15 protein-coding genes are annotated in these 20,271 nt (G+C 63.8%); 12 read left to right on the forward strand and 3 right to left on the reverse strand.

Translation table 11 applies throughout. The annotated features are described in order from the left end of the window. The first annotated feature begins 105 nt into the window (after positions 1-105). From PQU95_RS17225 to PQU95_RS17235, 3 genes are all read left to right on the forward strand, one after another. A complete protein-coding gene (locus tag PQU95_RS17225) occupies positions 106-1,506 on the forward strand; it encodes an NAD(P)/FAD-dependent oxidoreductase (protein ID WP_272753150.1) in 1,401 nt (466 codons plus the stop codon). A gap of 65 nt (positions 1,507-1,571) precedes the next feature. Next, positions 1,572-1,928 (forward strand): cupin domain-containing protein, encoded by a 357-nt coding sequence (locus PQU95_RS17230; RefSeq protein ID WP_272753151.1) that lies wholly within the window; start codon positions 1,572-1,574, stop codon positions 1,926-1,928. A 21-nt stretch (positions 1,929-1,949) separates the two neighbouring features. Then, positions 1,950-3,431: an aldehyde dehydrogenase family protein gene (locus PQU95_RS17235; RefSeq protein ID WP_272753152.1), complete on the forward strand. Its 1,482-nt coding sequence runs from the start codon at positions 1,950-1,952 to the stop codon at positions 3,429-3,431. 110 nt (positions 3,432-3,541) lie between these two features. Here PQU95_RS17235 and PQU95_RS17240 read toward each other — a convergent pair whose 3' ends face one another. Then, positions 3,542-4,504 carry a sugar-binding transcriptional regulator gene (locus PQU95_RS17240; protein ID WP_272753153.1) on the reverse strand — a complete coding sequence of 321 codons (963 nt, stop codon included), beginning with the start codon at positions 4,502-4,504 and terminating at the stop codon, positions 3,542-3,544. A 233-nt stretch (positions 4,505-4,737) separates the two neighbouring features. Between PQU95_RS17240 and PQU95_RS17245 the strand changes: the two genes are divergently transcribed. From PQU95_RS17245 to PQU95_RS17285, 9 genes are all read left to right on the forward strand, one after another. After that, positions 4,738-5,511 (forward strand): L-iditol 2-dehydrogenase, encoded by a 774-nt coding sequence (locus tag PQU95_RS17245; RefSeq protein WP_272753154.1) that lies wholly within the window; start codon positions 4,738-4,740, stop codon positions 5,509-5,511. Positions 5,512-5,734: 223 nt separating this feature from the next. Continuing rightward, a complete protein-coding gene (locus PQU95_RS17250; RefSeq protein ID WP_272753155.1) occupies positions 5,735-7,060 on the forward strand; it encodes an ABC transporter substrate-binding protein in 1,326 nt (441 codons plus the stop codon). Between the two features lie 182 nt (positions 7,061-7,242). After that, positions 7,243-8,037 (forward strand): carbohydrate ABC transporter permease, encoded by a 795-nt coding sequence (locus PQU95_RS17255; RefSeq protein WP_272753156.1) that lies wholly within the window; start codon positions 7,243-7,245, stop codon positions 8,035-8,037. Next, positions 8,034-8,858, forward strand: a complete 825-nt coding sequence (locus tag PQU95_RS17260; RefSeq protein ID WP_272753157.1) for a carbohydrate ABC transporter permease — start codon at positions 8,034-8,036, stop codon at positions 8,856-8,858. Before PQU95_RS17255 ends, PQU95_RS17260 begins: the two co-directional genes overlap by 4 nt. Continuing rightward, positions 8,858-9,535, forward strand: a complete 678-nt coding sequence (locus tag PQU95_RS17265; RefSeq protein ID WP_272753158.1) for an HAD-IA family hydrolase — start codon at positions 8,858-8,860, stop codon at positions 9,533-9,535. The genes PQU95_RS17260 and PQU95_RS17265 overlap by 1 nt, the downstream gene beginning before the upstream one ends. 42 nt (positions 9,536-9,577) lie before the next feature. Continuing rightward, a complete protein-coding gene (locus PQU95_RS17270) occupies positions 9,578-10,702 on the forward strand; it encodes an ABC transporter ATP-binding protein (RefSeq protein ID WP_272753159.1) in 1,125 nt (374 codons plus the stop codon). A gap of 110 nt (positions 10,703-10,812) precedes the next feature. Beyond that, complete coding sequence (gene dalD, locus PQU95_RS17275) at positions 10,813-12,207, forward strand: D-arabinitol 4-dehydrogenase (protein ID WP_272753160.1); 1,395 nt, start codon at positions 10,813-10,815, stop codon at positions 12,205-12,207. Positions 12,208-12,228: 21 nt separating this feature from the next. Then, positions 12,229-13,707, forward strand: coding sequence for a xylulokinase (xylB, locus tag PQU95_RS17280; RefSeq protein ID WP_272753161.1), 1,479 nt, complete (start codon positions 12,229-12,231; stop codon positions 13,705-13,707). A gap of 34 nt (positions 13,708-13,741) precedes the next feature. Then, positions 13,742-14,677 carry a carbohydrate kinase family protein gene (locus tag PQU95_RS17285; protein ID WP_272753162.1) on the forward strand — a complete coding sequence of 312 codons (936 nt, stop codon included), beginning with the start codon at positions 13,742-13,744 and terminating at the stop codon, positions 14,675-14,677. Between the two features lie 153 nt (positions 14,678-14,830). Here the strand turns inward: PQU95_RS17285 and PQU95_RS17290 are convergent, their stop codons facing one another. Both PQU95_RS17290 and putA read right to left on the reverse strand, forming a co-directional pair. Further along, positions 14,831-16,060 carry a branched-chain amino acid ABC transporter substrate-binding protein gene (locus tag PQU95_RS17290; protein ID WP_272753163.1) on the reverse strand — a complete coding sequence of 410 codons (1,230 nt, stop codon included), beginning with the start codon at positions 16,058-16,060 and terminating at the stop codon, positions 14,831-14,833. Positions 16,061-16,174: 114 nt separating this feature from the next. Then, positions 16,175-19,786 carry a trifunctional transcriptional regulator/proline dehydrogenase/L-glutamate gamma-semialdehyde dehydrogenase gene (putA, locus tag PQU95_RS17295; RefSeq protein WP_272753164.1) on the reverse strand — a complete coding sequence of 1,204 codons (3,612 nt, stop codon included), beginning with the start codon at positions 19,784-19,786 and terminating at the stop codon, positions 16,175-16,177. Positions 19,787-20,271: the final 485 nt, after the last annotated feature.

Genomic DNA, 20,271 nt, shown 5'->3' on the forward strand with positions numbered 1-20,271 from the left:
TTGGAAATATTGTATTTAACTTGCGCGATTGGCAAGTCATGCTGTCGCCACATCTGGCCGCTACGCGCTATAAACAACCCATCTACCACACGCACACCCACCCCTATGGCACAGACCGTCTACGAACGCCTACCGCCCAGTGCGGACACCATCCGTCATGCCCTCGCCGCCAGCAAGGCCACGCCCTTCTGGCTGGACGACGTTGACCGCGGCCCGGCCGCACCTGCCTTGCAGGGGGAGGTGCGCAGCGCGCTGCTGATTGTCGGCGGCGGTTTCCTCGGGCTGTGGTCAGCGCTGATGGCCAAGGAACGCCAGCCCGGGCGCGACGTGGTGCTGCTGGAAGCCGGCCGCGTCGGCCAGGCGGCGTCGGGGCGCAACGGCGGCTTCTGCGAAGCCAGCCTCACCCACGGCGAAGACAACGGCCTGAAACGCTGGCCGGAAGAGTTTGCCCGGCTGGAAGAACTGGGGCTGGACAACCTGAACCAGCTGGAAGCCACGCTGACGCGTTACGGCATAGACTGCGACTTCGAGCGCACCGGCGTGCTGGAAGTGGCGGTGGAGCCGTACCAGACCGCACGCTTTGACGGTGAAGGCTGCCTGGACGAGGCTGCCATCCGCGCCGAAGTGAACTCGCCCACCTTTCTGGCCGGCCACTGGGACCGCGACGGCACCGCCATGATCCACCCCGGCAAGCTGGTAGCCGGCCTGGCACGCGTGGCCCGCCAGCTGGGTGTGCGCTTTTTCGAGCACAGCGCCGCCACCGGCATTAGTCACCAGGACGCGCTGGTACGCGTGGACACCGCGCAGGGCCACGTGCTGGCCCAGCGGGTGATTCTGGCCACCAACGCCTTCCCCTCGCTGCTGAAGCGCTACCGCTGGCACACCATCCCGGTATACGACTACGTGCTGATGACCGAGCCGCTCAGCGCCGGACAGTTGGCCGCCATCGGCTGGCAGCACCGCCAGGGTATTGCCGACGTGGGCAACCAGTTCCACTACTACCGCCTGACACGCGACAACCGCATCCTGTTTGGCGGCTACGACGCCATCTACCACCTGGGCGGCAAAATCAAGCCGGAATACGAAGAGCGGCCGGAAAGCTTCGAACGGCTGGCCAGCCACTTCTTCACCACCTTCCCGCAGCTGGCCGGCTTGCGCTTCAGCCACCGCTGGGCCGGGGTGATCGATACCTCGTCGCGCTTCTGCGCCTTCTTTACCGACGCCATGGGCGGCAAGGTGGCGCTGGCTGCCGGCTTTACCGGCCTGGGCGTGGGCGCCACGCGCTTTGCGGCCAACGTGCTGCTGGACAAGGTAGAAGGCCTGGACACCGAACGCACCCGCCTGCGCATGGTGCGCGAGATGCCGCTGCCGTTCCCGCCCGAGCCGCTGACCTACACCGTGGTACAAGCCATGCGCTGGAGCCTGGACCGTGCCGACCACCACCACGGCCGGCGCAATGCCTTCCTGCGCGGCATGGACGCGCTGGGCCTGGGCTTCGACTCCTGACCACCGGCTGCTGCCAACCTTGGCCGCAGCCGGCACCAACACTGTTACCGCAAGGGAAACCTGCCATGACAACGCAAACGCTACTGGGCAACTACGCCCTGCTGGCCACCAGCGCCGAGCTGGCCTACCAGCCGGTAGACCCGGCCAAAATCGTACAAGGCCCGGCCACCGTGGGCATGGCCGAGCTAGCCACGCTGGGCGATGTCGCCATCGGCGTGTGGGAAATGTCGCCGTCGGTGACCACCGATATCGAAGTGGACGAATGCTTCGTGGTGCTGGACGGCGACGCCACCGTCAGCTTTGACGACGGCAGCGCGCCACTGCAGCTGCAGCCTGGCAGCGTCGGCTTCCTGAAGGCCGGCACCGCCACCACCTGGACCGTACGCCGCACCCTGCGCAAGATCTACATCGCCCGTAGCTAGGCGCCACACACAGAGAGCACCATGCAAAGCAGACAAAACTACATCAACGGCCAGTGGCAAGCCGCGCTGCTGGGCCAGACCCGCGACATCCTCAACCCGGCCAACGGCGACGTCATCGGCGTGGTCGCCGACAGCACGGCAGAAGACACGCTGCAAGCCATTGCCGCCGCCAAACACGCCTTCTACCAGCAAGGCGACTGGCGCCACATGAGCGGCCCGCGCCGCGCCGACATGCTGTACCGCATTGCCGACGCCATCCGCGCCCGCACCGAAGAGCTGGCGCTGCTGGACTGTCTGGACAACGGCAAACCGCTGCGCGAAGCGCGCTGCGACATCGAAGACGCCGCCGCCTGCTTCCGCTACTACGCCGGCCTGATCGGCAAGCCGCAAGGCGGCGTGTACGAGGTGCCGGACGGCTTCGGCCCGATGCATGCCTACAGCCTGCACGAACCGGTGGGCGTGTGCGGCCTGATCACGCCGTGGAACTACCCGCTGCTGATGGCCACCTGGAAGCTGGCCCCCGCGCTGGCCGCCGGCAACTGCGTGGTGTTCAAGCCCAGCGAGCTCACCCCGCTGTCGTCGGTGGTGCTGTTTGAAATCTTCCATGAGGTGGGCCTGCCGGCAGGTACCGCCAACCTGGTACTGGGCAGCGGCCCGGCCGCCGGCCAGCCGCTGGCCGACAGCCACGACGTGGACATGATCACCTTCACCGGCAGCACTCGTACCGGCCAGCTGATCGCCCGCGCCGCGGTAGGCAACCTCAAGCGCGTGGGGCTGGAGCTGGGCGGCAAGTCGCCCAACATCATCTTTGCCGACGCCGACCTGGAAGGCGCGGTGGAATGGGCGATGATCGGCGTGTTCTTCAACCAGGGCCAGGTGTGCTCGGCCGGCTCGCGCATCCTGATCGAGGCCTCGCTGAAAGACCGCTTCGTAGCCCGGCTGGCCGAACGCGCCAACGCCATGACCATCGGCCCCGGCGTGAGCGACCCCGACATGGGCCCGCTGGTGTCTGCCGGCCAGCTGGAAAAAGTGCTGGGCTTCATCGAACGCGCCAAGGCCGAAGGCGCCACGCTGGTGTGCGGCGGCCAACGCCATACCGACGGCGACTGCGCCAGGGGTTACTTCCTCCGCCCTACCATCTTCGACAACTGCCGCAGCGACATGGAAATCTGCCGCGAGGAAGTGTTCGGCCCGGTCGTGGCCATCCAGACCTTCAGCGACGAAGCCGAAGCCATCCGCCTGGCCAACGATACGCCGTACGGCCTGGCGGGCGGCGTGTTCACCACCGACGGTGCACGGGCGCTGCGGGTGATGAAGGCGCTGCGCGCCGGCGTCACCTGGATCAACTGCTACAACCCCACCTTCAACGAAGCCCCGTGGGGCGGCTACAAGATGAGCGGCTACGGCCGCGACCTGGGCGTCAACGGCCTGCTGGAGTACCAGCAGGTGAAACAGGTCAACATCAACCTGCAGCCCGGCCCGGTGGGCTGGTACAGCCGCTAGCGTCAACACCCGGCCAGGCTGGGCACCGCTTCGCGTAAAGGTTGGCCGCAGGCACGACAAGGCCCTGTCCGCATCGGACAGGGCCTTGTGTCATGCCGGTAGCCGCAAACTCAGGCCAGCGCGTTGCTGTGCACCAGGATATAGCGGGCACAGGCCTCGTCGGTCACCAGGCCGCTCAGCCAGCGCCCGCGCAGCACTGCCAGGATGGCCGCCGCCTTGCGCTCGCCAACGGCAAAGGCAATCAGCGGCCGGCGCGGCGGGCGGTCCAGCGCCAGGCTGGTTACCCGCTGCTGCACCGGGCTGTCCACCAGCTCGCCCCGGGCATCGATCGGCCGGCCAATCAGCTCGGCCACCGCCTGCTGTGACTTCAGCGCGCTGATTTCCTCTGCCCCCAAAAAGCCGTCGGCCTGCAGCGGGCAGCCATCATCTATGGTGCCAATACCGATGAAGGCCACGTCAGCACGGCGGCTCATCGATTCCACCACCCGGTATAACCGGTGCTGGCACCACTGGGTACGGTCTTCGGCGCTGTCGGCATACAACGGTGCCGGCAGCAGGTAGTACTGGCTTTGCGTTTTTTCCGACGCCGGCAAGGCCACGTCGTAACGGTTGGAGGCGCCATCGTGGGCGATGGTACCGATCAGCGACACCAGCCGGTGCTGCGGGCAGCTGAGCTCGGCCATCTCGTCGATGATGGCTTTCAATGTACGGCCAGAACCCAGCTCTACCACCCTCGGCTCCGGCACATCCAGATAGCGCTCGAACACCCGCGCCCCGGCCACCGCCAGCTTGCGCTGCAGCTCGGCCGGGCTGTCCTGGTCGTATGGCACCACTTCGCACATGGTGAGGCCGAAGCGTGCCTGCAGCTGCTCCGCCAGCGACAGGCAATCGGCCACCGGGTGGTGCACCGTTACCTTCACCAGCCCGCGTTCCACCGCCGTGGCCACCAGGCGCTGCGCTACCTGGCGTGACACATTGAGCTGGTCTGCCAGCTCGTTCTGGGTTTTGCCGGCCACGAAATACAGCCAGGCTGCCCGCGCTGCCAGATCCAGCTTGTCTTGTTGTCTGGACATGCCTCCCTCCCTGTTAATGCGGTTTTGATACCGCGTGGCGATTTGTACCACCGAACGCCCCTGCTGCGTCAAGCCGGCGGCTTATCCGGGTGCTTGGTGGCAAAAAGGAATCATGGTGCAAAGCAGCATCCCGCTATTTACCGCCAGGCGGCTTGACACTGCTTTTCATTGATATGAATATTTGCCCGCAACAAGGGCAAATGCCCAAAACAAGACAATACAGGAGCCAACAAGTGAAGCTCAATAACAAAGTAGCGGTACTCACCGGTGCGGCCAACGGTATCGGCCTGGCCGTCAGCCGCCGCTATCTGGCAGAAGGCGCGCTGTGCGTACTGGCCGACCTGCAGCTGTCGGACGAGTTGGCCGCACTGCTGGCCAGCCACCCGGAGCGCACGCTGTGGCTACCGACAGACATCACGCTTGAGGCCGACATCGACCGCCTGGTAAATCATGCCGTGGCCCGCTTCGGCCGCATCGACATCCTGTACAACAACGCCGCCATCTTCGACATGGCTCCGCTGCTGGAAGCCAGCCGCGACAGCTACCAGCGCCTGTTCGACGTGAACGTGAAAGGCATGTTTTTCCTGCTGCAGGCCGTAGCGCGCCAGATGGTGCTGCAAGGCCACGGCGGCAAGATCATCAACCTGTCGTCGCAAGCCGGCCGTCGTGGCGAAGCACTGGTATCGCACTACTGCGCTACCAAGGCCGCCGTGATCAGCTATACCCAGTCTGCCGCGCTGGCGCTGGCGCCGCATGGCATCTGCGTGAATGCCATCGCCCCCGGCGTGGTGGATACCCCGATGTGGCAGGCGGTGGACGCGCTGTTTGCGCGCCATGAAGGCCTGGCCCCGGGCGAAAAAAAGCGTCAGGTTGGCGCAGCAGTACCACTGGGCCGCATGGGCCGCCCGGACGACCTGGCCGGCGCTGCCGTGTTTCTGGCCAGCACCGACGCTGACTACATCACCGCCCAGACCCTGAACGTGGATGGCGGCAACTGGATGAGCTAGGGCCTGTTAACGCTATTTTTGATGCGGCAGCGCTGGTCCGGCGGTGGCCATGCGCGAAAAACCGGGCGCAGCAGGGCGATCCCTGCCGGCACGGTTTGACAAAGCAGAACCCCGCATGGCGCGCGCCCCGAAGGGCAGGCCCCGTACCCGTTTTTACCGCTGGCTGGCCGGTAGCCCAGCCACGCTGCCCGCGCAGCACCACAACATAACAAGGAGATAAAGCATGACCCGACTCACCGCACGCCACGCCGGCCGCCTGGCCACCGCCTGCACCCTGGCCCTGGCCGCCCTGTCAGCCCAGGCTGCCACCACGCTGACCATTGCCGCCCTGAACAACCCGGACATGGTCGAGCTGAAAAAGTTGTCGCCGGCCTTCGAAAAGCAGAACCCGGATATCAAGCTGAACTGGGTCGTACTGGAAGAAAACGTGCTGCGCCAGCGCGTGACCACCGACATCGCCACCAATAGCGGCAAGTTCGACGTGATGATGATCGGCACCTACGAAGCCCCGCTGTGGGCCAAGAAAGGCTGGCTGAACCCGATGGACAACCTGGCGCCCGAGTACGACCTGAACGACGTGGTAAAAACCGCGCGTGACGGCCTGTCCTACGGCGGCAAACTGTACGCCTTGCCGTTCTATGTAGAAAGCTCGATGACCTTCTACCGCAAGGACTTGTTCGCCAAGCTGGGCCTGACCATGCCGGAGAAACCGACCTACACCCAGATTGCCGACTACGCCAAAGTGCTGAAGGAAAAAGGCGGTGTCTACGGCATCTGCCTGCGCGGCAAGGCCGGCTGGGGTGAAAACATGGCCTACCTCACCACCCTGGTGAATGCCAACGGCGGCCGCTGGTTCGACGAAAACTGGAAAGCCACCATCGACAGCCCGGAATGGAAAAAGTCGGTGAACTTCTACGTTGACCTGCTGAAAAAATACGGCCCGCCGGGTGCCAGCACCAACGGCTTCAACGAAAACCTGACCCTGTTTGCCAGCGGCAAGTGCGGCATGTGGATCGACGCCACCGTGGCCGCCGGCATGCTGTTCAACCCGAAAGAATCGCAAGTGGCCGACAAGGTAGGCTTTGCCCAGGCGCCGACCGGCGTGACCGCCAAGGGCAGCAGCTGGCTGTGGTCGTGGGCACTGGCGGTACCGAAGTCGTCCAAACAGGACGACGCGGCCAAGAAGTTCGTACAGTGGGCCACCTCCAAGGACTACATCAAGCTGGTAGCCAAGGACCTGGGCTGGACGTCGGTGCCACCGGGTACCCGCATCTCCACCTACAACCAGCCGGACTACATTGTTGCCGCCCCGTTTGCCAAGTTCGTGCTGAACGCCATCCAGTCGGCCAACCCGAACGATGCCACGCTGAAAAAGGCACCGTATAGCGGCATCCAGTTTGTCGGCATTCCGGAGTTCCAGTCCTTCGGTACCGTAGTGGGCCAGGCCATCTCCGGCGCGCTGGCCGGCAATATGACCGTGGACGCCGCGCTGAAAGCCGCTCAGGCCACGGCCAACCGTGCCGTGATCCAGGGCGGGTACCAGAAGTAAGCACTACCGCCGCCGCCGGGTTGCCACCGTTTGCCGGCAACCCGGCTTCAGGACCATAACAAAACGAGATAACCCATGCACTCCTCTGCCCACCCTGCCCTGCGCAAAGGCACCGACAGCAGCGCTGGCTGCAATCGCCGGCCGTTGTCAGCCTGCTGCTGTGGTCCATCGTGCCCCTGTTGATGACGATCTGGTTTTCGCTGATCCGTTACAACCTGCTCAGCCCCGAAGACACCGGCTTCGTCGGGCTGCAAAACTACCAGTTCATGTGGAGCGACCCGGCCTTCCTGCCCGCCGTGTTCAACACACTGCTACTGACGGTAGCCGTACTGGTGATCTCGGTCGTCGGCGGCGTGCTGTTGGCCGTACTGTACGACCAGCCGTTCATGGGCCGTGGCATTGCCCGCCTGCTGGTGATTGCGCCCTTCTTCGTCATGCCCACCGTCAGCGCACTGATCTGGAAAAACATGCTGCTGCACCCGGTATACGGCCTGATTGCCGCCGCCACCACGGCGCTGGGGCTGCCCCCCATCGACTGGCTGGGCGAATACCCGATGCTGTCCATCATCATCATTGTCAGCTGGCAATGGTTGCCGTTTGCCTTCCTGATCCTGCTCACCGCCATCCAGTCGCTGGACCAGGAGCAAAAGGAAGCCGCCCAGATCGACGGCGCCGGCCCTATCGCCATGTTCTTCTACATTGTGCTGCCGCACCTGAAACGCGCCATCGGCGTGGTGGTGATGATCGAGACCATTTTCCTGCTGTCCATCTTTGCCGAAATCTACACCACCACCGCAGGTGGCCCCGGCACCGCGACCACCACGCTGTCCTACCTGATCTACCAGCTGGGCCTGCAGCAGTTCGACGTTGGCATGGCCTCTACCGGCGGCATTCTGGCAGTGATCCTGGCCAATATCGTGTCGGTATTCCTGGTGCGCATGCTGGCCAATAACCTGAAGGGGGAGAACGAACGATGAAACGCACCGCATCGCGCCAGCTGCAATATGTGCTCACCACGGCCCTGGCCTGGTCGCTGGCCCTGCTGATCTTCTTTCCCATCCTGTGGATGATGCTGACAGCGTTCAAGACCGAAAGCCAGGCTTACCAGCTGTCGCTGTTTTTCACGCCCACACTGGAAAGCTTCCACGAGGTGTTTTCGCGCAGCGATTACATGAGCTTTGCGGCCAACTCCATCGCCATTTCCGGTGGCGTCACCGTACTGAGCCTGCTGGTCGCGATACCGGCGGCCTACAGCATGGCGTTCTTTCCCACCAGCAAGACGCAGAAAATCCTGCTGTGGATGATGTCCACCAAGATGATGCCGTCGGTAGGCGTGCTGCTGCCGGTATACCTGCTGTGGAAGAGTATCGGCCTGCTCGATACCGTCAGCGGCCTGATCATCATCTACACGCTGATCAACCTGCCGATTGCGGTGTGGATGACCTACACCTATTTCTGCGAAGTACCGAAGGAAATCCTGGAAGCCTCGCGCATCGACGGTGCCAGTACCTGGCAAGAGGTGTGCTACCTGCTGCTGCCGATGTCGCTGCCGGGCCTGGCGTCTACCGCGCTGCTGCTGCTGATCCTGTCGTGGAACGAGGCGTTCTGGAGCATTAACCTCACCAGTGCCAACGCCGCCCCGCTGACGGTGTTCATCGCCTCGTACTCCAGCCCCGAGGGCCTGTTCTGGGCCAAGCTGTCTGCCGCCTCGCTGCTGGCCGTGGCGCCCATCATGGTGCTGGGCTGGCTCACGCAGAAGCAGCTGGTACGCGGCCTGACCTTCGGAGCGGTGAAGTGATGCCGGCCTACACCCACCTGATCAGCGATTGCGACGGCGTGCTGCTGGACAGCGAAGCCATCGCCTTTGACACGCTGCTACAGCAGCTGGCGCCGCTGCTGCCCGGGCAGGACCTGGACGCGCTGGTACGCCCGCGCCTGGGCCTGACCCTGCCCGACCTGCTGGCCGACATCGGCCGCCAGCACCCGTTGCCGCTGGGCGATGACGCTATCGCCGCCATGCGCCACCACATCGAAAACGAAGTGGCGCGCCTGGCCCGCCCTATCCGTGGTGTGGACGCCGCGCTGCGCGCCATCCCGCTGCCCAAGGCCTGCGCCAGCAATAGTGCGGCCAACCGTGTACGCAGCGCGCTGGCGCAGAGCGGCCTGCTGGCGCACTTCGGCCCGCACGTGTACTGCGCCGACGAAGTGGGCATCGCCAAGCCCGACCCTGGCCTGTTCCTGCACGCGGCGCGCGCGCTGGGTGCCAGCCCGGCACGCTGCCTGGTGGTGGAAGACAGTGTTACCGGTACCCGGGCGGCCAGCGCCGCCGGCATGACGGTGCTGGGCTTTACCGGTGCCGGCCATATTGCCGACGGCCAGGCCCGGCGGCTACGCGACTGCGGCGCCCGCTACACCTTTGATGACATGGCACAGCTGCCGGCCCTGGTAGCCCGCCTGTGCCAGCCTCACCCCTGAAAAATACGGGTGGCCCGGACGGCTACCCCAAGGAGACAGATCATGGCTAGCGTTACCCTGCGTAACATCAGCAAGCGTTACGGCGACAGCCCGGAAGTAATGCGCGATATCCAGCTGGACATCGCCGATGGTGAATTCGTCGTGTTTGTCGGCCCCAGCGGCTGCGGTAAATCCACCCTGCTGCGCATGATTGCCGGCCTGGAAGATATCAGCGGCGGCGATATGTATATCGGCGACGAACGCGTCAACGACATCCCGCCCGCCAAGCGCGGCATCGCCATGGTGTTCCAGAGCTATGCGCTCTACCCGCACATGTCGCTGTACGACAATATGGCTTTTGGCCTGAAGCTGGCCGGCAAGAGCAAGCCGGAAATCGATGCCGCTGTCCAGAAAGCCGCCAAGATCCTGCACATCGACCACCTGCTGGACCGCAAACCCAAAGCCTTGTCCGGCGGCCAGCGCCAGCGCGTAGCCATTGGCCGCGCCATTACCCGCGAACCCAAGGTGTTCCTGTTTGACGAGCCACTGTCCAACCTGGACGCCGCGCTGCGCGTCAAAATGCGGCTGGAGTTCTCCCGCCTGCATCAAGACCTGAAAACCACCATGATCTACGTTACCCACGACCAGGTAGAAGCCATGACGCTGGCCGACAAGATCGTGGTGCTGTCCGCCGGCCGCGTCGAGCAGGTGGGCAGCCCGCAAACGCTATACCACCACCCGGCAAACCGCTTTGTCGCCGGTTTTATTGGCTCACCCAAGATGAACTTCATCGACGGTGTGGTGGTATCGGCCAACGCACAACAGGCCACGATACAGATCCACGGTGGCGGCCTGCAGACCGTCTGCGTGGACGGTAGCAGCCTGACAAACGGCGAGGTGGTAACGCTAGGCGTGCGCCCGGAATACCTGCGCCGCGATGACAGCCAGCCCACCGTGCATGGCCGGGTCAGCACCGTGGAAAGCCTGGGCGACTTCTCCTACCTGTACGCCGAGTCGGACAGTGCCAGCGAGCCGCTGGTCTGCCGCATGCCGGATGGCGAGCACGCGGCCAACGGCAGCCCGGCCGGGTTCAGCATCGCGCCGCACCACTGCCACCTGTTCCGCGAAGATGGCCTGGCACTGCCACGCACGCAGCCCGTCACGCGCGAAGCTGCCCCCGCGCACTAGCACTACCGTATCCGGCCGCCTTGCGGCCAACCCTGCCCCGTATGCCAGGCCTGCCACCGGCCCGGCAGGGGGAGGTCTTGTCTTCATCGTCATTACAGGACACCCCGAACATGTCTACCGCCTCTTCCATACCCTGCTGGCTGCACATCGGCGCCGGCTCTTTTCACCGCGCCCATCAGGCCTGGTACCTGGACCAGCTGGACAAACACGGCCAGGCCCGCTGGGCGCTGACCCTGGCCAATATCCGCGCCGATATGACACCGCTACTGGCACAGTTGGCCGCACAACAGGGGCGCTATACGCTGGAAACCATTTCTCCGGCCGGCGAACACCGCTACGAAACCGTCACCGCCATCAGTGACATCGTGCCGTGGCAGCCCGACCTGCAGCCGTTGATCGCCAAGGGCGCCGACGCCGGCACCCGTGTCATCTCGTTTACCGTGACAGAAGGCGGCTACTACCTGGACCAGTCCCAGCAACTGGACACCGCCAACCCCGACCTGGCCGCCGACCTGGATGGCGGGCTGAACACTATCTACGGTGCGGTCGCCGCCATCCTGCGGGCGCGCCAGGCCGCCGGCAACGCCCCGGTCACCCTGCTGAACTGTGACAACCTGCGCCACAATGGCGAACGCTTCCGCCAAGGTCTGCAGCAGTTCCTGACCCTGCGCGGCGAGCATACGCTGCTGGCCTGGGCAGACCGCCACACCAGCAGCCCCAATACCATGGTGGACCGCATCACCCCGCGCCCGACACCGGAGGTGAGCGCCCGCGTGCTGCAGGCCACCGGCCAGCACGACCCCTGCGCGCTGATGGCCGAGCCGTTCATCCAGTGGGTGGTGGAAGACCACTTCATCGCCGGGCGCCCGGCACTGGAAGCCGTCGGCGTGGAAACCGTCGATTCGGTACTGCCGTACGAAGAAGCCAAGATCCGCATCCTCAACGCCAGCCATAGCTGCATTGCCTGGGCCGGCACCCTGCGCGGCCTGCTGTACATCCACGACAGTACTGCCGTCCCCAGCATCCGCCAGATGGCACACGACTACGTCACCCACGACGTCATCCCCTGCCTGAGCCCCAGCCCGCTGGACCTGGCCGCCTACCGCGACACGGTACTGGACCGCTTCAGCAACCCCTACATCCTGGACAGCAATCAGCGTGTGGCCGCCGACGGTTTCTCCAAGATTCCGGGCTTCATTGCCCCTACGTTGCAACAGGCAGTAGCACGCGGCGCCGACCCTGTTCATACTGCCGTGCTGCCCGCCCTGTTTCTGCGTTTCCTGCAACGCTGGCAGGCCGGTGCGCTGCCGTATGCCTACCAGGATGGCATCATGGACCCGGCAGCCTGCCAGCAGATGCTGGCAGCCGACAACGTCGTGGCCGCGTATGCGGCCAACACCATGCTGTGGGGCGAGCTGGCCGGTACCTCAGTGCTCAACAGCCTGCTCAACCGTGCACTGGCACGGGTGGACAGCTGGCTGGCCACGCAGGATGCGGCCAACTAGCACCCGATTGCGGAGGAAGGGATGTATCTAGGAATCGATCTTGGCACGTCGGAAGTGAAAGTCGTGCTGCTGGACGGGCAAGGCAACCTGGCGGCCGTGGCTGGCGAGGCGCTGAGCGTATCGCGGCCACAGCCGGGCTGGTCGGAGCAAGACCCGCAAGCCTGGTGGGACGCCACCTGCACCGCCATTGCCCGCTTGCGCGACAAAGCCGGCGCGGCCTTTGCCGAAGTCCGCGCCATCGGCCTGTCCGGCCAGATGCACGGCGCCGTGCTGCTGGACGCTGACGACCGCGTATTGCGGCCCGCCATCCTGTGGAATGACTTGCGCAGCGTGGCCGAGTGCGAAGCGCTGACCCGCGCGGCGCCGTCGCTGCATCAAGTGGCCGGCAACCTGGCCATGCCCGGCTTTACCGCCCCCAAATTGCTGTGGGTGGCGCGCCACGAGCCCGCCGTGTTTGCGGCTACCCGCTGCGTGCTGCTGCCCAAGGACTACCTGCGCCTGCGCCTGACCGGCGACAAGGTCGGCGACACGTCGGATGCCTCCGGCACGCTGTGGCTGGACGTGGCAGCGCGTGACTGGTCCGACACCTTGCTGGCCGCCTGCGGCCTGGATCGCAGCCACATGCCACGGCTGGTGGAAGGCCCGCAGGCTGCCGGTTCCCTGCTGCCGGCACTGGCTGCCGAATGGGGGCTGTCGCCGGATGTCATCGTAGCCGGTGGTGCCGGTGATGGCGCCGCCAGTGCTATCGGTATCGGTGCGGTCGCCCCGGGCGACGGCTTTTTGTCGCTGGGCACGTCCGGCGTGATGTTCGTGGTAGATGACCACTTCCGCCCCAACCCCGACTCGGCGCTGCACACTTTCTGCCATGCCCTGCCGGGGCGCTGGAACCAGATGAGCGTCATGTTGGCCGCAGCCAGCTGCCTGCGCTGGTTTTGCCGCCTGACCAGCGTGGACGAAGCCAGCCTGCTGCAGGAAATCGCGGCACTGGATAGCCAGGCGCTGGCGGGGGCGCCGCTGTTTCTGCCCTATCTGTCGGGCGAGCGTACGCCTCACAACGACCCGTTCGCGCCCGGCGTATTCTGGGGCCTCACCCAGGCGCATGACCGCGCCGCGCTAGGCTACGCCGTGCTGGAGGGCGTGAGCTTTGGCATGGTAGACGGGCTGGATGCCTTGCGTGCCGCCGGCAGCCAGGTCAGCAAGCTGTCGCTGGTCGGCGGCGGTGCCCGCAGCCCGTACTGGGCACAGCTACTGGCCGATGCACTGGGCCTGGACATCGTCACCCATGTCGGCAGCGAGTCCGGCGGGGCACTTGGTGCCGCGCGGCTGGGCTGGCTGGCCGATGGTGGCGAGCTGGCCTCCGTGTGTACCCGCCCACCGGTCAAGGCGGTCTATCAGCCGGATACCACACGTCATGCGGCCCTGCTTCCCCGCCTGCAACGCTTTCGTGATATCTATCGCCACCGCCCGCCGGCCTTAACCCTTACCGGGCAGCAGCCATGAGCTGGCTGCCTGATCCTAGCCAGGAGGCTGCCTTATGTTCCTGATCTGTGGCGAAGCACTATTCGATGTATTCCTGCAAAACGGCCAGGCCAGCTGGCCGGCGCTGGACTATCGCGCCATCCCCGGAGACTCGCCGTTCAACGTGGCCATCGGCGTAGCCCGGCTTGGCCAGCCGTCGGCGCTGCTGGGTGCCGTGTCCACCGACTTTCTGGGCCAACAGCTGCAGGCCGTCCTGCAGCAGGAAAACGTGGCCACCCGCTATCTGCTACAACGTGCGCTAGCCACCACGCTGGCACTGGTCAGCCTGGATGCCAGCGGCCATCCGCAGTACGCTTTTTATGGCGATAAAGCGCCGGAAGCCAGCCTGACTGTTGCCGAGCTGCCAACGCTGGACGAGCAGATTACCGGCATCCACTTTGGCTCCTACGCCTTGGTACGCTCGCCAACGGCGGAAGCCCTCGCCACGCTACTGCAGCGTGAAAGCGGCCAGCGCCTGTGCACGCTAGACCCGAATATCCGCCTGAACGTGGAGCCCGAGCTGGCACGCTGGCGCGAGGTCATCGAGCACCACGCCGGCCTGGTCGACCTGATCAAGGTCAGCGACGAAGACCTGCAGCTGCTGTACCCGGATACAGACCCGGCTATCAGCGCACGGCGCTGGCTGAGCGGGCGCTGCCAGCTGGTACTGATGACGCGCGGTGGCGACGGTGTCTGCGTATTCAGCCGCCAGCACGGCGAGTGGCAGCACGCAGCGGGCAAGGTCAACGTGGTCGATACCGTCGGTGCAGGTGACACCTTCCAGGCAGCCTTGCTGTGCTATCTGGCCGAGCATGACCTGGCCTCGCCACAGGGCGTGGCCAGCCTGTCCCGTGCGCAGATCGATACAATGGTGCAGTTTGCTACCCGCGCAGCAGCACTCACCTGCTCGCGGCGCGGGCCGGAGCTGCCACGCCGCCACGAGCTGGGCTGATCTGCCCTGCTGCACGGCAAGCGCTGCGGCCAACCCGGGCAAGCTGCCAGGTTGGCCGCAGACTCGCCGGGGCACCATCGGACAACAAAAAGCCCTTCCGCAAGCGGAAGGGCTTTTCTCTCTCCGGCACCCTCTCAGGTGCGCGTGCCAGGCTTACTGGGCAGCGGAAGCCGCAGCGGCAGCAGGGGCGCCGCCACCGATGGTTTCCATCACTTTCCACTCGCCGCCTTCAACCTTGTACACGGTGATGCCGCCGTCTTTCAGGTCGCCCTTGTCATCGTAGGACCAGTTGGACGAAGTTACGCCGGTGTAGTTGATCTTGGCCAGTACCGGCAGATATTTTGCCGGCTCGGCGGAGTTCGCCTCTTTCATGGCGGCGATCAGTACGCGGGTAGCGTCATAGCCGTACGGGGAGTAGGTTGCTACGTCCATATTGAAACGTGCTTTGTAGCGGGTAGCGTAATCCGGACCTTTCGGCATTTTTTCCAGCGGCAGGCCAGCCAGCGAGGCGATGGTGCCGTCGGCTTCTTTGCCAGCCAGTTTCAGGAAGGTCGGGGTTTTGGTCATTTCGCCGGAGATCAGCGGGGCTTTCAGGCCCAGGCGCTTCATCTGCTTGGCCATCGGGGCGGACTGGGCGTCGGCACCACCGTAGAACACCACGTCAGGCGCAGCGCCTTTGATGGTGGTCAGAATGGCGGCAAAGTCAGTGGCCTTGTCGTTGGTGAACTCGCGTTTTACCACGGTGCCGCCAGCGGCTTTCACGGCTTTTTCGAACTCGTCTGCCAGGCCTTGGCCGTAGGCAGTGCGGTCATCCACGATCACCACTTTCTTGGCGCCCAGTTTCTCCACCACGAATTTGCCCATTACCGAACCTTGCTGGGTGTCGGAAGTCATGGAGCGGAAGGTGGTTTTGTAACCTTGCTGGGTGAAGGTCGGGGCGGTTGCCATGGCTACTTGCGGCAGGCCGGCGTCGGAGTAGATCTTGGAAGCCGGGATGGAGGTGCCGGAGTTGAAGTGGCCAACGATACCGTTCACTTTGTTGTCCACAAACTTCTGGGCCAGCTGGGTAGCGGTTTTCGGATCGGCCTGGTCATCTTCTGCTACCAGTTCAAACGAAACCGGCTTGCCGTCGATGGTCGGTTTTTCAGCGTTGGCATCTTCAATCGCCAGGGTTACGCCGTTTTTGTACTCTTCACCGTAGTGAGCCTGTGGGCCGGTCAGCGGGGCTGCGAAACCGATCTTGATGACTTGCGCGCCTGCCGGAGCGGCAGCGGCAGTACTGGAAGCATCGGCGGCCGGGGCTTCTTCTTTTTTGCTGCAGCCGGCAAAAGCCAGGGCAGCGGCAACAGCTACAGTGATGCTGGTAAGTTTGGTCAGTTGCATTTTGTCTCTCTTCTTTATCTCGGGGTTGCTCTTGCCATCTTTGATACCGTCTGGCCGACGGTGAAACACGGTGGCGGCATTATTCCAATGCCGCCACACCTTTAGCAAGCCTGATCAGTCACCAATGCTCATCAGGCTGGCATTACCGCCTGCCGCTGTGGTATTGACGCTAAGCGCACGCTCTACCACCAGGCGGTGCAGGTTATAACCACCGCGCTCTACCAGCAGCAGCGGAATCAGCGCACCATCGCGGCGTGCCAGTGTCTGGCGCAGCACTTCGGCATCCGGGCCGGCGTACAGCACGGCAGCCACGTCGGCATTGTCGATTTGGGCGACGACCTTCACGGCACCACGCAACAGCCCGGCGACTTTCTGTGCGTGCACACTGTCGGCCAGCAGCACGTCATTACCGGCAGCAAAAGCGGCCACCAGCTGCATCAGCAGGGCTTCCATATTATCGGCCGCGCAGCCTACCACGCCACGCGGAGCAAAGCGCAGGGTATTGTTTTCGCCCGTCGGGCCTGGCAGCACCAGCGCGTGGTTCAGCGGGCTTTCATTCCGTGCCTGGGCCATCAGGTCTTGCAGGTGCTGGCGTGCGCCATCATCCAGCCCCAGCTGCGGCAGCGCGGCTTGCAGTGCGTCCAGTTTGCCCAGGGCTTGCGGCGTGGCGCTCGGGCTGAGCTGCGCATCCCAGTGGCCAGCGGTCAGACGGTACAGGTAGAACGGGCCACCGGCTTTGGGGCCGGTACCGGACTTGCCTTCGCCGCCAAACGGCTGCACACCCACCACGGCACCCACGATATTGCGGTTTACATATACGTTACCCGCCTTGATGTTGCCGGTAATGCGCGCGATGGTTTCGTCGATACGGCTGTGTACGCCGTGGGTCAGGCCGTAACCGGTGCTGTTGATCTCGGCAATCACCTTATCGATATCGCCACCGTGGAAACGGATCACGTGCAGTACCGGGCCGAAGACTTCGCGCTGCAGCAAGCCGATATGGTCGATCTCGAACAGCGTCGGCGCCACATAGGTACCGTTGGCGCATTCGGCAGTGAGCTTGGCCTGGTACACGCTACGGGCTTTGTCTTTCAGGCTGTCGATGTGGCGCAGCAGGCCTTGCTGGGCTTCGGCGTCGATCACCGGGCCGATATCGGTGTTGAAGCGGGCCGGGTTGCCGACGCGCAGCTCGTCCATGGCACCCTTGATCATGTTCACCACCTTGTCGGCGATGTCATGTTGCAGGTACAGCACGCGCAGCGCCGAGCAACGCTGGCCGGCGCTATCGAAGGCCGAACTCAGCACATCGGTTACTACTTGTTCCGGCAGCGCGGAGCTATCCACAATCATGGCGTTCTGGCCGCCGGTTTCGGCTACCAGCGGCACTTCTTCCCCACGGGTAGACAGCGCACGGTTGATGATCTGCGCTACTTCGGTGGAGCCGGTAAAGATCACACCCTTGATGCGCATATCAGTCGTCAGTGCAGCACCCACGACTTCGCCACGGCCTGGCAGGAACTGCAGCACATCACGCGGCACACCGGCCTCATGCAGCAGGCGCACAGCGTAGCCAGCGATCAGCGCAGTCTGTTCGGCCGGTTTGGCCAGCACCACGTTACCTGCGGCCAACGAGGCCACCACTTCGCCAATAAAAATGGCCAGCGGGAAGTTCCATGGGCTGATGCACACCACCGGGCCCAGTGCCGGGTGACGGCTGTTATCGAACTCTTCACGTACCTGGGCAGCGTAGTAACGGCAGAAGTCCACCGCTTCGCGGACTTCGGCAATGGCATTATTCAGGGTCTTGCCGGCTTCGCGCACGGCCAGGCCCATCAGTGCCGGCATATTGGCTTCCATCAGGTCCGCCATGCGGTCCAGCGCTTCGGCGCGTTTGGCCGGCGCCGTGGCAGCCCATACCGGGGCGGCACGCACGGCGGCTTGCAATGCGGCTTCCACGTCCTCGCGGGTGGCTTCCTGCACCTGGCCTACCACGTCCTGATGGTTGGCCGGGTTTAGCACGGCTTGCGGCGCGCTGCCATGCGGCTCGCTATCGGCCAGCAGCGGTGCGGCCAACCAGGCTTGCTGTTCGCTGGCCTGCAGCGCGTGTTGCAGCTTTTGCAATACGTGCTCGTTGGCCAGGTCCATACCGGCAGAGTTCTGGCGAGCAGCACCATACAGCGCTACCGGCAGGGCAATCTTGTTGTGTGGCAGGCCACCAAAGCGCGCGGCTTCTGCTACCGGGTCTTCCACCAGCTCTTCGATGGAAACGTTCTCGTCCACGATACGGTTCACGAAGGAGCTGTTGGCACCGTTTTCCAGCAGGCGGCGTACCAGGTAAGCCAGCAGGGTTTCGTGCGAACCTACCGGGGCGTAGATGCGGCACGGTTTGTCCAGCTTGCCCTTGCCCACCACCTGGTCGTACAGGGTCTCGCCCATGCCGTGCAGGCACTGGAATTCGTAATCCTTGCCTTCGGCCAAGTGGTAAACCGCCGACAGGGTGTAGGCGTTATGGCTGGCAAATTGCGGGTAGATGGCGTCTTGTGCGGCCAACAGTTTCTTGGCGCACGCCAGGTAGGACACATCGGTGTACACCTTGCGGGTATAAACCGGGTAGCCATCCAGGCCATCGACCTGGGCACGTTTGATCTCGGCGTCCCAGTAGGCGCCCTTCACCAGGCGCACCATGAAGCGGTGGCCAGTGCGGCGGGCCAGATCAATCAGGAAGTCGATCACGTACGGGCAGCGCTTCTGGTAAGCCTGCACCACGATGCCGATACCTTCAAAGCCGTTCAGGTCCGGGTCGTTGGCCAGTGCCTCGACCAGATCCATCGAGATTTCCAGGCGGTCAGCTTCTTCGGCATCGATGTTCAGGCCAATATTGTATTGCTTGGCCAGCAGGAACAGGCCTTTCAGGCGTGGCAGCAGCTCGGCCATCATGCGCTCGTGCTTCATACGGGCATAGCGCGGGTGAATGGCAGACAGCTTTACCGAAATACCTGGGCCATTGTAGATACCACGGCCATTGGACTCTTTGCCAATCGCGTGGATCGCCACTTCGTAGTCACGCAGATAGCGCTGCGCGTCGTCTTCGGTCATCGCCGCTTCGCCCAGCATGTCGTAACTGAAACGGTAGCCACGTGCTTCGCGCTCGCGGCCATTAGCCAGCGCTTCTTCGATGGTCTCGCCGGTTACAAACTGTTTGCCCAGCATGCGCATGGCCAGATCCACACCTTTGCGGATCAGCGGCTCGCCGCCCTTGGCGATAATGCGGGTCAGTGCAGATGACAAGCCCTGCTCACTGTGGGAGGACACCAGTTTGCCGGTAACCAGCAGCCCCCAGGCCGCCGCATTCACAAACAGCGACGCACTATTACCCAGGTGCGAAGCCCAGTCACCGCCGGAAATCTTGTCGCGAATCAGCTTGTCGGCAGTCAGGCGGTCCGGAATGCGCAGCAGCGCCTCGGCCAGACACATCAGCGCAATACCTTCCTGGCTGGACAAGGTGAACTCATGCATCAGCGCATCCACACCACTGGACTTGGTGCGCTCTTTACGCACCTGTGCCACCAGCTTGGACGCCAGTGCCTTGATACTGGCAACCTGCGTATCAGGCATGGTGGCCTGCTCCATCATCAACGCTACGCAATCACGCTCATCGCGACGATAAGCAGCAGTAATGGCATCCCGAAGCGCAGTCTGGCTGCGTGCAAACTCTACAAATTGCATGAGTATCTTTCCAAAATCCAGCAGATAAGGTTATCTGACTATTGTATACAAAATATCGGATAACAGTAGTATCAAGCAGATGATGGCAATAAAAAGGCGTATGCGTGCAATGGATATGCAACAGTACCGTTAGTAGCTTAGACAAGCAGGCATGTTTGGCTAGTACGGAATAGCCCGACACCAAGAGCCGCGGCAATCATGCCGATGCGGCCAACGTTGGCCGCGGCATAGGAAAAGGTAGCCCGGCATAAGCCGCAGGCGCATCGGGGGGCTGGCCGCAGGCCAGCTTGGGGTAGGTGGCGACGTGACCGAGGCTATTCGGTGAGAAGCAGCGGCTGGTGCAAGCGCATGGCGTGCGCGGCCAACGTTGGCCGCGGGGTGCATGCGCGGTGTTTTCGCCGCACCAAAGCACAAAGCCCAGCTCGTCTGAGCTGGGCTTCGGTATCGGGCGTCTGGCGGTGTCCTACTTTCACACAGGTATCTGC

Origin of the sequence: Vogesella aquatica, from assembly GCF_028548455.1 — a bacterium.
Classification (GTDB): Bacteria; Pseudomonadota; Gammaproteobacteria; order Burkholderiales; family Chromobacteriaceae; genus Vogesella; species Vogesella aquatica.